Raw genomic sequence first — 13,170 nt, 5'->3', positions numbered from 1 at the left:
TTTTACCACTTATTTCGATTAATTATAAATATATAATCAATTTTATATTTAAACCAGCGAGTCGTATGCTTTTCCCAGACAAAGGAGAAGGTTATGACAGCACTCACTTTACCGACTAAACATCGCCCATTGCGGCACTTTGCACCTGGACTGGCGCTGACCGCCCTGCTCACCGGCGCAGCGCTGTGGGCCGGTAGCTTTCCGGCTATCGCCGGCGCGGGCTTCAGCGCCCTCACGCTGGCCATTTTATTCGGCATGGTCATCGGTAACACGGTTTACCCGAAAATCTGGCAGCCCTGCGACGGCGGCGTGATTTTTGCCAAGCAGCACCTGCTGCGCCTCGGCATCATTTTATACGGCTTTCGCCTGACGTTCGCCCAGATTGCCGACGTCGGCGTCGGCGGTATCGTGATTGACGTTCTGACGCTTTCCAGCACCTTTTTGATCGCCTGTTTTCTTGGGCAAAAGGTTTTCGGCCTCGATAAACATACCAGCTGGCTGATTGGCGCCGGCAGCAGCATCTGCGGCGCGGCAGCGGTACTGGCGACGGAACCGGTCGTCAAAGCGGAGGCCAGCAAAGTCACGGTCGCCGTCGCCACGGTGGTGATTTTCGGTACCATTGCCATCTTCCTGTACCCGGCGATTTATCCCTTCCTGGCGCACTGGTTCACGCCGGAAGCCTACGGCATTTATATGGGTTCGACGATGCATGAGGTTGCTCAGGTTGTCGCGGCAGGCCACGCGGTGGGTCCGGACGCGGAAAACGCGGCGGTGATTGCAAAAATGCTGCGCGTGATGATGCTGGCTCCGTTCCTGCTGTTCCTCGCCGCGCGCGTGAAGCAATTAGCCCCGGCAAACGGCGGTGAGAAAAGTAAAATCACCATTCCGTGGTTTGCGATCCTGTTTATTCTGGTGGCGGTGTTTAACTCCTTCCACCTGCTGCCGAAAGCGGTTGTCGATATGCTGGTCACGCTGGATACCGTACTGCTGGCGATGGCGATGGCCGCCCTCGGCCTGACCACCCACGTCAGCGCGCTGAAAAAAGCCGGCGCCAAACCGCTGCTGATGGCGCTGATGCTCTTCGTCTGGCTGATTGTCGGCGGCGGCGCGATTAACCTGGCCATTCATAGCCTGATGGCCTGAAGCCCCTCGCTACTCAGGTTGTATTAAGGATGATGTAACTCTCCGGCTAAGCCGCTATCATTACCCTCCCCCCAGCGGCTTAACTGGAGTTTTTTTATGAAATATATTGGAGCGCACGTCAGCGCCTCCGGCGGTGTAGCCAACGCCGCCATTCGCGCAGCCGAAATCGGCGCGACCGCATTTGCCCTCTTTACCAAAAACCAGCGCCAGTGGCGCGCCGCCCCTCTGAGCGACGAAACCATTGCTGAATTTAAAGCCGCCTGCGAAAAGTACCAGTTCGGCCCGGGGCAAATTCTGCCGCACGACAGCTATCTGATAAACCTCGGTCATCCGGTTGAGGACGCGCTGGAAAAATCCCGCGATGCCTTTATTGATGAACTCTCCCGCTGCCAGCAGCTCGGCCTGACGCTGCTGAATTTCCATCCGGGTAGCCATCTGCAGCAAATACCGGAAGACGAATGTCTGGCGCGTATCGCCGAATCGATCAATATCGCGCTGGCAAAAACCGAAGGCGTCACGGCGGTCATTGAAAACACCGCCGGCCAGGGCAGTAACCTGGGCTTTAAGTTTGAGCATCTGGCGGCCATCATCGACGGTGTGGAAGATAAATCACGCGTCGGCGTGTGCATTGATACCTGTCACGCCTTTGCCGCCGGCTACGACCTGCGCAGCGCCGAAGAGTGCGAAAAAACCTTCGCTGATTTCGACCGAATTGTGGGTTTCCAGTATCTGCGCGGTATGCACCTGAACGATGCGAAAAGCGCGTTCGCCAGCCGCGTTGACCGTCACCACAGCCTGGGTGAAGGCAATATTGGCCATGATGCTTTCCGCTGGATTATGCAGGACCGCCGCTTTGACGGTATCCCGCTGATTCTGGAAACGATCAATCCTGATATCTGGGCGGAAGAGATCGCCTGGCTGCGGGCGCAGCAAACGGAAGAGGCCACGGTCTGATATGAACGACAGGGAAAAGCAGATCCTCAAAATTTTGCGGCGCAATCCGCTAATTCAGCAGCATGAGATTGCCGATATTCTGCAGATTAGCCGCTCCCGCGTGGCCGCGCATATTATGGACCTCACGCGTAAGGGAGCCATCAAGGGCAAAGGCTACATCCTTACCGAGCAGGAGTACTGCGTCTCGCTGGGCGCGGTGAATATGGATATCCGCGGAATTGCCGATATTCATTATCCTCAACCGGTCTCCAACCCGGGGAATATCCAGTGCTCCGCCGGCGGAGTGGCGCGGAACATCGCGCATAACCTGGCGCTGCTGGGCCGCGATGTGCATCTGATTTCCGCCGTCGGCAGCGACTTTTACGGCGAAACGCTGCTGGAGCAGACCCGACAAGCCGGGGTTAACGTGCAAAGCTGTATCCGCCTGCACGGTCACAATACCGCCACCTACCTCTCCATCGCTAACCCGCAGGAAGAGACGGTGCTGGCGATTAACGATACGCATATCTTACAGTCGCTCACGCCCCAGTTGCTGAATCAGTATCGGGATCTGCTGACGCATGCCGGCGTCGTTCTGGTCGATTGTAATTTGACGGAGCAGTCGCTGGAGTGGGTATTTACCCTGGCTAACGGCATTCCGGTATTTGTTGATACCGTGTCCGAGTTTAAAGCGCACCGCATTCGCCCATGGCTGGGGAAGATCCACACCCTCAAACCCACGCTGCGCGAACTCCAGATCCTCTGGGGACAGGCTATCGAAAACGACGCGGATCGCGATCGGGCGCTAGCATGGCTGCACGAAAGGGGAACTCAGCGGGTGGTGATTTGCTCGGAAGACGACGCTGTTTTCTGTAGCGAAGCAGGGGGTGAACGCTTTCCGATGAGTCTGCCGGACCATACGACGATAGATAGCTTCGGCGCCGACGATGCGCTAATGGCAGGGCTACTTTATAGCTATCTCGACGGTAGCGACTTTAAAGAAAGCGTCGCTTTCGCCATGGCCTGCACCGCCATCACCCGCGCCAGCGACGGTATCAACAACCCCTCGTTGTCCGTTGATAACGCGCTCAATTTACTTCCCGGCGTGGCGTAGCGCGCACCGCAGGCGCGGTGCGCGCAGCCTGTTATGCCAGGCCAATAAAGAACCCGGCAATGGTGGCGCTCATCAGATTAGAGAGCGTGGCCGCCGCCAGGGCGCGCAGCCCAAGCTGGGCAATCTCCGGCGCGCGCTGCGGTGAAATGGCCGAAAACGCCCCGACAACCACGCCGATCGAGCCAAAGTTGGCGAAACCGCACAGCGCGAACGAGATGATCGCAACGGTTTTCACGTCCAGATTGCCGCCGGCTTGCAGATAGGGAGAAAAGTTGAGGTAGGCGACGAATTCGTTTATCGCCAGCTTTTGGCCAATCAGGCTGCCCGCCAGCGTCGCATCGCTCCAGTCAACGCCCATAATCCATGCCAGCGGCGCGAGCAGGAAGCCGAAAATTCCCTCCAGCGTGGCGTGACCGTAGCCAAACCAGCCGCCAATGCCGCCGATAATGCCGTTCAGCAGAGCAATAATCGCCACAAACGCCATCACTACCGTTGCCACCCCGGCGGCAATTTTCAGGCCGGTCATCGCCCCTGACGCCGCCGCCTCGATAACGCTTTTTGGCGGCGTCTCGGTGAAGGAGAGATTGTCGAAAGTGACCTGGGATGCTTCGGTTGCCGGACTCAGCATACGGGCAAACAGAATCCCGCCGGGGATAGCCATAAGCGAAGCGGCCAGCAGATAATCAATCGGCACGCCCATACCGGCATAGCCGATCATCATCGACCCGGCGATCGACGCCATCCCGCTGCAAATCGCGGTAAACAGTTCATTGCGGTTGAGCTTGTTGATAAACGGTTTGACGATCGCCGGGATCTCATTTTGCCCAAGAAAAATGGTGGTCACGGCGACAAAAGACTCAATTTTGCTGATATTCAGCGCCTTCTGGAAGATCCCGCCGAGAATCCGGATCAGCAGCCCCATCACGCCGAGGTAGTAAAGCAGGCTTATCAGCGCGGTGACAAAAATGATGGCGGGCAGCACGCGGAAGGCGAAGATAAAGCCGGCGCCGTCAAACAGCACGTCCATCTTCGGGCCGACCAGTGAACCAAAAATAAACGCGCTTCCGGCGTCGCTATAGGACATGACTTTATGTACCCCAAGCGCGGCCTGCTCGACCAGCCACTTGCCCGGCGGAAAGTAGAGCATCACCCCGCCAATGATGATTTGCAGCAGCAGCGCCGCCCCTACCGTTCTGACGCTGATGCGTTTTTTATTGACTGACAGCGCAAAGGCAATGGCCAGCAACACCACCATCCCCAGAAGACTTCTCATGATGTCCATAATGATATCCTTACCTGGTGGAAAACCCGGCGCGAGCCAGGCTTTCGGTATCGTTGATATCGGGGCGGGCAACCGCAAACGGCCCGCAACTGTCGTCAGGCTACCTGCTGATACTCTTTGGCAATCTCGCAGGCCAGAATGGCGTTGTTGAATACCAGCTGAATATTGGATTTCAGGCTGTCTCCGCCGGTCAGCTCCGCGACGCGGGCCAGCAGGAACGGCGTACTCGCTTTCCCCACCACGCCCTGCTCTTCCGCCTCCTTCACCGCCCGGTTGATAGCGGCGTTGATTTTCTCTTCCGGCATCGCGAACGCTTCAGGAATGGGGTTCGCCACCACCATGCCGCCATTCAGACCCGACTGCCATTTCACCGCCATCGCTTTGGCGATCTCTTTGGCGCTATTGAGGCGAATGCTGACGTCAAACGGGCTGGTTCGGCAGAAGAATGCCGGCAGCGCAGAGGTTTGATAACCAATAAGCGGAACGCCAAACGTTTCTAAATATTCGGTCGTTAAACCGAGATCGAGAATAGATTTTGCACCGGCGCAGACGACGGTGACGTTGGTATTTGCCAGCTCCTGCAAATCGGCGGAAATATCAAACGTGTGCTCGGCTCCGCGATGTACACCGCCAATTCCGCCGGTGGCGAAGACTTTAATTCCGGCCATTGCGGCAATAATCATGGTGGACGCCACGGTGGTCGCGCCATTTAATCCCGCGGCGACAACAAAGGGTAAATCACGACGACTGACTTTGGCGACATTATGCCCTTCGCGGCCCAGCAGTTCAATTTCTTCACGGCTTAAGCCAACCTTCATGACGCCATGAATAATCGCAATGGTTGCCGGCACCGCCCCCTGGCGACGAATGGTTTCTTCTACTTCCAGCGCCGTTTGCGCATTTTCCGGAAATGGCATGCCATGAGAAATAATGGTCGATTCCAGCGCCACTACTGGCTGATTATTTTTCAACGCCTGCTGAACTTCCGCAGAAACCTGTAATAATTCAGAGGAAATATTTAATTCAGACATATTCTTTCTCCACTACCTTTTTTACGTTGGCGTAAGATAATTCAGGGTTATTGGTGAATTCCGATGAGAGCGCCAGAGAAGAGCATCCCTGAGCAAACTTCACCGCTTGCGAAAATGAACAGCCGTCGAGCCAGCAGCAGGCAAGGCCGGCCATCATGGCGTCACCGGCGCCGGTGACGTTAACGACCTGAGTTTTTAGCGGCGCTGACCAGCCGCGTTCGCCCTCTTTCTCGCTGTAGTAAACCCCGTCGCCGCCCATGCTCAGCACCAGGCGCTTCAGGCCACGCTGATGAAACCAGTCGGCAACGCGCGCGACGTCATCCGTGCCGGACAGCGCGATGCCGCTCAGCGTTTCAGCTTCAATTCGGTTCGGTTTCAGGGTGTGAATACGCCCCAGATGCTGGCTGATTTTCACGCACTTCCAGGCTGAAACCGGATCGACAAAAACGGGCGTTGCGCCGCAATTTTCCATCAGCCAGGCGAGAGCGGCCTCGCTGATATTGCAATCAACGACAATCACCGCAGCGTTGCGGATAAAATCTTGATGCTGTCTTAAAAACGCTGGCGTAATATGTTCTGTGATGCTCATATCATTAATCGCCACCAGCATTTCACCGGTATTATCAAGCAGCGATAAATAGCTTGAAGTACCTTCTCCCTGGATAACCTGACATTTATCGACGTGAACCCCGGACTGGGCCGTTTGTTTTAATAGAGAGTGGCCATAAAAATCGTCACCGACAACCGATAATAGCCACGCTGTTTTATTTAACAAGGCAATGTTTTGCGCAATGTTTCGCCCTACGCCGCCGGGAGTATATTTTATTTTACCGGGGTTAGAATCCGCATAGTTCAACGACACATTGGAATAACCAGCAACATCCATATTTGCCGATCCAATAATTACAACGTAATCATTTTCAGGCATAAAAATACCCTCCAGCATAAAAAATGCTATGGCAGTGGAATTATTGAATATCAATAAATAAGCATACTTCCATTCATCACCCCTCAATAAACACATGTTTGAATGTGAACATGTGTTTATGTTAAGCGGAATGTTTTTAAAGTAAAGAGGTCAGCAAGAGGGATTTCATATGAACATGAACAAAATCACAAAAAATGACCCGTATGGTTTTTAAACAGTTTAAAAATGCGAAGGGGAGCACATACGGCAGGATGAGCGGGAGGAGATGAGGCATAAAAAAAGGGCAGAGAAGACTCTGCCCTTGAGAACGATTTAATAGGTCGATCAGGCTGCTTTTTCGACTACCTGAACTTCAGGACGTTTCAGCACCGCGTAGGAGAGCCCTGCGACCAGCGTACCGACGACAATCGCCATCAGATAACCGAGTACCGGCGTAATCGCGCCAGGAATCAGCAGGACGAACAGACCGCCGTGCGGCGCCATCAGCTTAGCACCGACCGCCATGGACATCGCGCCGGTGACCGCGCCGCCAACGATACAGCAGGGCAGGACGCGCATCGGGTCGCGAGCAGCGAACGGAATCGCGCCTTCGGTGATAAAGCACAGGCCGAGAACCAGTGCGGCTTTACCGCCTTCCTGCTGCGCTTTGTCGAACTTTTTACGCGCAACCAGCGTCGCCAGACCCAGCGCCAGCGGTGGAACCATACCCGCCGCCATAATGGCCGCCATCGGCGCATAGGTTTGGGTACTCAGAAGACCAACACCAAAGGCGTAGGCCGCTTTGTTCACCGGGCCGCCCATGTCGGTACACATCATACCGCCGAGGATCGCACCGAGCAGAACCGCGTTCGCCGTGCCCATGGTTTGCAGCCAGTGGGTCAGGCCTTCGAGGATCCCGGCAACGGGTTTACCAATCAGGTAAATCATCGCCAGACCTACGATCAGGCTGGAAACCAGTGGAATGATCAGGATTGGCTTCAGCGCCTCCATACTTTGCGGCAGTTTCAGCTTCGTACTGATCGCTTTCGCCACGTAACCGGCAAGGAAACCAGCGATAATACCACCGATGAAGCCGGACCCGGTGCTTACCGCCAGCATACCGCCGATAAGACCCGGCGTCAGGCCCGGACGGTCAGCGATGGAGAAGGCAATAAAGCCCGCCAGTACCGGCACCATCAGCGCGAAGGCTGAGCCCCCACCGATTTGCATCAGCGCGGCGGCCAGGGTGTCTTTCACTTCAAAGGCTTTAATACCAAAAGCGAAGGAGAGCGCGATACACAGACCGCCCGCCACCACCATCGGCAGCATGTACGACACGCCGGTCAGCAGGTGGCGATAGGCGCCAGCGGACTCTTTTTTTCCTTCCGCCGCGGCCTGGGATTTACCCGCAGGCTGATACGGTTTCGCTTCAACAACGGCTTTATCCAGCTCCTGAGCGGTTTTCTTCAGCGCCAGACCGGTGGTGGTGCGATACATCGGCTTACCGGCGAATTTCGCCAGATCCACTTCGATATCGGCAGCCACCACCACCAGATCCGCCTGTTCAACTTCTTCCGGGGTGATTGCATTGCCCGCGCCAACGGAGCCGCGCGTTTCAACTTTCACCCACCAGCCGCGTTTTTTGGCTTCGGTTTCAATCGCTTCCGCCGCCATAAAGGTGTGCGCCACCCCGGTCGGACAGGCGGTGACCGCCACGATGCGTTTCGGACCGTTGGTCGCTGCGGGTACAGCGGCAGCGGCCGGGGCGCTGTAAGGCGTTGCATGGCTTTTGGCCTCACCGAGGAACAGCTCCGGGTGCGCTACGGCGCGGTTAATATCGCCGAGATAGACCTTTTTGCCGTTCAGCGCGCTGTCGGCCGGCAGCGCCGTGCCCAGCACAATCGCCAGCTCAGCGTCGTTCGGGTTATCAATCAGTTCGAGTTGCGCTTTTTGCGCCGCAGTGCTTAACAGGGTCTTCGCCATATAGGCGCGAGCCTGTCCAAGCCCGGCATCAATAATCAGCAGCGTTTTCATTATGCCTCTCCTGCTGTTAATTAAAGGGTTGTAAGTCGACGCGCGCCATCATTGCGGCCAACTGGGTACGATCGGTAATACCTACATTGCTCTGACTCACCGCCAGCGCGGCAACTGCCGTTGCCAGGCGCAGCGTATGTTCGCTGGACTCACGCATCAGCAGGCCATAAATCAGGCCGCCAACCATGGAGTCACCGGCGCCAACGGTGCTTACCACTTCAACGGAAGGCGGCTTGGCAATCCACTCTCCGGATGCGTTAACCCACAGAGCGCCTTCTTCGCCAAGGGAGATAACCACGTGGGCAATTCCCTGCTCACGCAGCGCATGAGCGGCTTCAATCACATCTTTCATTTCAGGCAGCTTGCGGCCCGCCCAGATTTCCAGCTCGCGGCGGTTAGGTTTAACCAGCCACGGCGCCGCTTTCAGACCGGCAACCAGCGCTTCGCGGCTGCTGTCAAAAATGATGCACGGGCACTGGCTACGCAGACGGGTCATCCAGTCAGTGAACGCTTCCGGGCTGACGCCAGACGGCAGGCTACCGCTCACGCAAACCATATCGAACTGGCCCAGCCAGCTCAGGGAATCGTTAACAAAACGCTCCCAGTCGCCCGGCGTGACTTCAAAGCCGGAGAAGTTGAAATCGGTGACTTCGCCGTCTTTCTCCGTCAGCTTGACGTTGATACGGGTACGGCCCTGAACAACCTGAAAACGGTTAGCAATGCCCAGCTCGCTGAACAGCTGCTGAAAACCATCCTGATTGTCTTTACCGAGGAAACCGCCAACGGTGACGTCGATACCGAGATCTTTCAGCACTTTTGCAACGTTGATCCCCTTCCCTGCGGCGTGCAAACCGGTGGTGCGAACAAGGTTAACCTCACCGCGTTCAATTTCCGGGGTAAAACCCACCAGGTCGTAGGCCGGGTTTAAAGTAATCGTTGCGACACGTCTGCTCATTTATGCGCCCTCCCCAAGGCCTGCGGCGATCGCTTCGCCAATCGCATCCAGCGCCTGCTGCGCATCTTCACCCTGCGCGGTAAAGCGCAAGCGGTGACCTTTTTTCACGCCCAGCGCCACGACCTTCATCAGGCTGCGGCCGTTGGCCGGCTTGCCCGAACCATCAAGGTTGGTGACGGTAATGTCGCTGGAGAATTGTTTAATAGTATTAACCAGCATCGTGCCGGGACGCGCGTGCAGCCCGTGCTCGTTGCGGATAACGTATTCCGCGCTGAGAACATCTTCCGCAATCGCGTCGTCGCTGGTCAGCAGCGCCAGCAGCGTGGCGCCATCAGCCTTCAGCAAACGGTCAGCTTTTTTGTCGAGCAGCAAATTGCTCAGGCGATTAAGCACGGCGGTCGGCTGGTCATCGGCCATCGCGACGGTGATCAGCAGAGAAACCGGCTGCTCATCGCTGGTAAAGGCGCTGGCCGCGCGGCTGACGGCAACGGCGCTGCGCAGGTTGCCTTCGGTGCTGTCGTTCAGCCAGATGCCCTGACCGAGGTTCAGCGGTTTATCATTAATCGTACGGCTAACAAAGGAAGCATCGACGGCGCCGGCTTCTTTCAGCCGAGCGGCGTTCAGCGCCTGCAGGGTCAGCAGGTCGCTGGCGACAACGTCCAGGGTCAGCGTCTCATTATCCAGCTTCAGCGCTTCGCTCTGCTTTTCACCCATCAACAGGGCGCGCAGCTCTTCAGCGGTCGTCGCGGACTTAAGCTGTTCAGCAACGGAGTCGTCGCTCAGCACGTGGGTCAGCTGACGCAGCAGCCCCAGGTGTTCATCCGAGCTGGCGGCAATACCGATGGCGACGTAGGCGGTTTGCCCTTCTCCCCAGGTCACGCCCTGCGGGAACTGATACACCTGAACGCCGGTTTTCAATACCTGATCGCGGGTGTCGGTGGTACCGTGCGGAATCGCAATACCGTTGCCAAGGAAAGTGGAGGTTTGCTGCTCGCGAGCCAGCATCCCGTTGATGTAGCCGTCTGCCACGTTGCCCGCGCTGACCAGCGCGGAGGCAACCTGACGAATAGCCTCTTCTTTATTACCGGCCTGCTGACCGGGATGAATATCCTGCACAGATAACTGGAACATGGTTCTCCTCTCCTGCTGAATTGAATCGTTTCAGCTACTTTGAGAAAAAATGCGTCATCTACCTGCCGGAGAATCTCCCGATGACGCTGAAACGTTTCAAGAAGTCTGTACCTTTATTAGCCGCCAGGCAAGAAAAGTTCGTTTTCTGATAACAGAAGTTAGAGATACAGCACACTTTTGCTGAAGCGGGAGCGTCGAGGCCGGGAAAACTTCAGCTTTCTGCTGAAGTTTGATTTTGAAACGTCTTTTTGATTTATTCGTGCCCTGGTACTGTTCATTTTCTGAGTGACGGCGTAAACTCCGCGACTCCTGAAAACCGATGAACGCCGACATGCAAAACAGTAGCGCCGCCCTGCCACGACGCGGGTTTGATTTCACCTCTTCCGCCTTTCTGATCGTCGCCTTCCTGACGGGTATCGCCGGGGCACTCCAGACACCAACGCTGAGCCTGTTTCTGACGAACGAGGTTCACGTACGACCGGCGATGGTCGGCTTCTTTTTTACCGGTAGCGCGGTGATCGGCATTCTGGTGAGCCAGTTCCTCGCCGGGCGTTCGGATCGCAAAGGCGACCGCAAGCGGCTGATCGTCTTTTGCTGCCTGATGGGCGTGCTGGCCTGCGTGCTCTTCGCCTGGAACCGTAACTACTTTATTTTGCTGTTCATCGGGGTATTCCTCAGCAGCTTCGGCTCCACCGCCAACCCGCAGATGTTTGCCCTCGCCCGCGAGCATGCGGACAAAACGGGCCGCGAGGCGGTCATGTTTAGCTCGATTCTGCGCGCTCAGGTGTCGCTGGCATGGGTTATCGGACCGCCGCTGGCCTACGCGCTGGCCATGGGTTTTGGCTTTACGGTGATGTATCTCAGCGCGGCAGTTGCCTTTGTGGTCTGCGGCGCGATGGTCTGGTTTTTTCTTCCCAGCATGCGTAAAGAGCCGAAGATCGCTACGGGCCATCTTGAAGCGCCGCGCACCAACCGCCGCGACGCGCTGCTGCTGTTTATCATCTGTACGCTGATGTGGGGAATCAACAGCCTGTACATCATTAATATGCCGCTGTTTATCATCAATGAACTGCATTTACCGGAGAAGCTGGCCGGGGTCATGATGGGCACCGCCGCCGGACTGGAAATCCCGACCATGCTGATTGCGGGCTACTACGCCAAACGTTTCGGCAAACGTTTCCTGATGCGCATCTCAGCGGTGGCCGGGGTGCTGTTTTACGTTGGCATGCTAACCGTCCATACCCCCGGACTGCTGCTGGCCCTACAGGCGCTGAACGCCATTTTCATCGGCATTCTCGCCGGTATCGGCATGCTCTATTTTCAGGATCTGATGCCCGGACAGGCGGGTGCGGCCACCACGCTTTATACCAATACCACGCGCGTTGGCTGGATTATCGCCGGTTCGCTGGCGGGGGTCGTTGCGGAAGTCTGGAGCTATCACGCCGTCTTCTGGATTGCGCTGGTGATGGGGGTCATTACTCAGGCCTGCCTGTGGCGTATTAAAGACGTTTAAGGGTATCCCGCGCGGGCTTGCACCGTCACGAAGTGCTCAGCTCAAGATGAAGCAGCCAGGTCATGGCGTCTTCGCGATTGGTGGCGCACATTTCCGCTTCCGGCTTCAGGCTGGCGCACACTTTCGGCCTTAACGGCGAGCCAAAAATAGCGCAGAGATTATTTTGCGATAGCTGCACGCAGCGGGTGTTTGCCGGCTTGCCTTGCGGCATGCCCGGGATAGGGCTGGAGATAGAAGGAGCGATACAGCAAGCTCCGCATTCAGGGCGGCATTCCATAATCGACTCTTCCGATAACGCTTTTAGCAGCCCAGCCTAAACGTTTTACCTGAAGATAGCAAAACCGACGAATTCCACTTGCCTGAAAGGCCCGGCGCGAGTAGTTTTACGCGATATTTTCGACCCTTTAAGTGACAGGATTACCGCAATGCCAAGAGCGAATGAAATTAAAAAAGGTATGGTGCTGAATTACAACGGCAAACTGCTGATTGTTAAAAATATTGATATTCAGTCACCCAGCGCCCGCGGCGCAGCGACGCTGTACAAAATGCGTTTCTCCGATGTACGCACCGGCCTGAAAGTGGAAGAACGCTTCAAAGGCGACGACATCGTCGATACCGTCACCCTGACCCGCCGCTTCGTTGACTTCTCCTATATCGATGGCAACGAATACGTCTTTATGGATAAAGAAGATTACACCCCGTATATCTTCACCAAAGAGCAGATCGAAGAAGAGCTGCTGTTTATGCCGGAAGGCGGCATGCCGGATATGCAGGTTCTGACCTGGGACGGCCAGCTGCTGGCGCTGGAACTGCCGCAGACCGTGGATCTCGAAATCGTTGAGACGGCGCCGGGTATCAAAGGCGCATCCGCAAGCGCGCGTAACAAACCGGCAACGCTGAGCACCGGCCTTGTTGTTCAGGTGCCTGAATACCTGAGCGCGGGAGAGCGCATCCGCATCCATATCGAAGAGAGCCGCTACATGGGCCGCGCGGACTAAACTCCGCGTTTGCAACATCCAGGAGGGCAGCCAGCGGCTGTCCTTTTTATTAGCCCCTTATCCGCAATCTCCCCTCCGCCAAAAGCTGTTATACCAAAAATAGCAAAGTTACCGCTAATCTCACCGGCT

12 protein-coding genes are annotated in these 13,170 nt (G+C 56.2%); 5 read left to right on the top strand and 7 right to left on the bottom strand.

Going from position 1 to position 13,170, the window contains the following annotated elements:
- The first annotated feature begins 93 nt into the window (after positions 1 to 93).
- The 3 genes from ACESQ2_RS15300 to ACESQ2_RS15290 all read left to right on the top strand — a co-directional run bounded on the left by ACESQ2_RS15300 (position 94) and on the right by ACESQ2_RS15290 (position 3,190).
- Complete coding sequence (locus ACESQ2_RS15300; protein WP_014230161.1) at positions 94 to 1,143, top strand: YeiH family protein; 1,050 nt, start codon at positions 94 to 96, stop codon at positions 1,141 to 1,143.
- Between the two features lie 96 nt (positions 1,144 to 1,239).
- Positions 1,240 to 2,097 (top strand): deoxyribonuclease IV, encoded by an 858-nt coding sequence (nfo, locus tag ACESQ2_RS15295; RefSeq protein ID WP_014230162.1) that lies wholly within the window; start codon positions 1,240 to 1,242, stop codon positions 2,095 to 2,097.
- Between the two features lies 1 nt (position 2,098).
- The gene (locus ACESQ2_RS15290; protein WP_049071452.1) at positions 2,099 to 3,190 is read left to right on the top strand and encodes a sugar kinase; all 1,092 of its coding nucleotides are present in this window, start codon (positions 2,099 to 2,101) and stop codon (positions 3,188 to 3,190) included.
- Between the two features lie 31 nt (positions 3,191 to 3,221).
- On the opposite strand, the gene ACESQ2_RS15285 is transcribed toward ACESQ2_RS15290, so the two are convergent.
- The 6 genes from ACESQ2_RS15285 to fruB form a co-directional block, all read right to left on the bottom strand.
- Positions 3,222 to 4,472 (bottom strand): NupC/NupG family nucleoside CNT transporter, encoded by a 1,251-nt coding sequence (locus ACESQ2_RS15285; protein WP_049082283.1) that lies wholly within the window; start codon positions 4,470 to 4,472, stop codon positions 3,222 to 3,224.
- Positions 4,473 to 4,567: 95 nt separating this feature from the next.
- Complete coding sequence (locus tag ACESQ2_RS15280) at positions 4,568 to 5,503, bottom strand: pseudouridine-5'-phosphate glycosidase (protein ID WP_004852691.1); 936 nt, start codon at positions 5,501 to 5,503, stop codon at positions 4,568 to 4,570.
- Positions 5,496 to 6,431 carry a pseudouridine kinase gene (locus tag ACESQ2_RS15275; RefSeq protein WP_046877203.1) on the bottom strand — a complete coding sequence of 312 codons (936 nt, stop codon included), beginning with the start codon at positions 6,429 to 6,431 and terminating at the stop codon, positions 5,496 to 5,498. The genes ACESQ2_RS15280 and ACESQ2_RS15275 overlap by 8 nt, the downstream gene beginning before the upstream one ends.
- 324 nt (positions 6,432 to 6,755) lie before the next feature.
- Positions 6,756 to 8,444 carry a PTS fructose transporter subunit IIBC gene (gene fruA, locus ACESQ2_RS15270; protein ID WP_046877145.1) on the bottom strand — a complete coding sequence of 563 codons (1,689 nt, stop codon included), beginning with the start codon at positions 8,442 to 8,444 and terminating at the stop codon, positions 6,756 to 6,758.
- Between the two features lie 16 nt (positions 8,445 to 8,460).
- Entirely contained in the window at positions 8,461 to 9,399 is a 939-nt protein-coding gene (fruK, locus tag ACESQ2_RS15265) for a 1-phosphofructokinase (RefSeq protein WP_004103928.1), read from the bottom strand.
- A complete protein-coding gene (fruB, locus tag ACESQ2_RS15260) occupies positions 9,400 to 10,530 on the bottom strand; it encodes a fused PTS fructose transporter subunit IIA/HPr protein (protein ID WP_004852698.1) in 1,131 nt (376 codons plus the stop codon).
- Positions 10,531 to 10,861: 331 nt separating this feature from the next.
- Between fruB and setB the strand changes: the two genes are divergently transcribed.
- Positions 10,862 to 12,043: a sugar efflux transporter SetB gene (gene setB, locus ACESQ2_RS15255; protein ID WP_032721873.1), complete on the top strand. Its 1,182-nt coding sequence runs from the start codon at positions 10,862 to 10,864 to the stop codon at positions 12,041 to 12,043.
- Between the two features lie 25 nt (positions 12,044 to 12,068).
- On the opposite strand, the gene ACESQ2_RS15250 is transcribed toward setB, so the two are convergent.
- A complete protein-coding gene (locus tag ACESQ2_RS15250) occupies positions 12,069 to 12,320 on the bottom strand; it encodes a YkgJ family cysteine cluster protein (RefSeq protein WP_014230170.1) in 252 nt (83 codons plus the stop codon).
- A gap of 148 nt (positions 12,321 to 12,468) precedes the next feature.
- On the opposite strand from ACESQ2_RS15250, the gene yeiP reads away from it, so the two are divergent.
- Positions 12,469 to 13,041, top strand: a complete 573-nt coding sequence (gene yeiP / locus ACESQ2_RS15245; RefSeq protein ID WP_004122911.1) for an elongation factor P-like protein YeiP — start codon at positions 12,469 to 12,471, stop codon at positions 13,039 to 13,041.
- The last annotated feature ends 129 nt before the right edge of the window (positions 13,042 to 13,170 follow it).

The organism is Klebsiella sp. Q11, assembly GCF_964241505.1.
In the GTDB taxonomy this organism is placed as follows: domain Bacteria; phylum Pseudomonadota; class Gammaproteobacteria; order Enterobacterales; family Enterobacteriaceae; genus Klebsiella; species Klebsiella michiganensis.
This window is presented reverse-complemented; position numbering and strand designations above follow the sequence as displayed.

What these genes read in the sequence shown, in the direction of transcription:
- ACESQ2_RS15300 (WP_014230161.1), top strand. Translation starts at nt 94, where the DNA reads ATGACAGCACTCACTTTACCGACTAAACATCGCCCATTGCGGCACTTT.
- nfo (WP_014230162.1), top strand. Translation starts at nt 1,240, where the DNA reads ATGAAATATATTGGAGCGCACGTCAGCGCCTCCGGCGGTGTAGCCAAC.
- ACESQ2_RS15290 (WP_049071452.1), top strand. Translation starts at nt 2,099, where the DNA reads ATGAACGACAGGGAAAAGCAGATCCTCAAAATTTTGCGGCGCAATCCG.
- ACESQ2_RS15285 (WP_049082283.1), bottom strand. Translation starts at nt 4,472, where the DNA reads ATGGACATCATGAGAAGTCTTCTGGGGATGGTGGTGTTGCTGGCCATT.
- ACESQ2_RS15280 (WP_004852691.1), bottom strand. Translation starts at nt 5,503, where the DNA reads ATGTCTGAATTAAATATTTCCTCTGAATTATTACAGGTTTCTGCGGAA.
- ACESQ2_RS15275 (WP_046877203.1), bottom strand. Translation starts at nt 6,431, where the DNA reads ATGCCTGAAAATGATTACGTTGTAATTATTGGATCGGCAAATATGGAT.
- fruA (WP_046877145.1), bottom strand. Translation starts at nt 8,444, where the DNA reads ATGAAAACGCTGCTGATTATTGATGCCGGGCTTGGACAGGCTCGCGCC.
- fruK (WP_004103928.1), bottom strand. Translation starts at nt 9,399, where the DNA reads ATGAGCAGACGTGTCGCAACGATTACTTTAAACCCGGCCTACGACCTG.
- fruB (WP_004852698.1), bottom strand. Translation starts at nt 10,530, where the DNA reads ATGTTCCAGTTATCTGTGCAGGATATTCATCCCGGTCAGCAGGCCGGT.
- setB (WP_032721873.1), top strand. Translation starts at nt 10,862, where the DNA reads ATGCAAAACAGTAGCGCCGCCCTGCCACGACGCGGGTTTGATTTCACC.
- ACESQ2_RS15250 (WP_014230170.1), bottom strand. Translation starts at nt 12,320, where the DNA reads ATGGAATGCCGCCCTGAATGCGGAGCTTGCTGTATCGCTCCTTCTATC.
- yeiP (WP_004122911.1), top strand. Translation starts at nt 12,469, where the DNA reads ATGCCAAGAGCGAATGAAATTAAAAAAGGTATGGTGCTGAATTACAAC.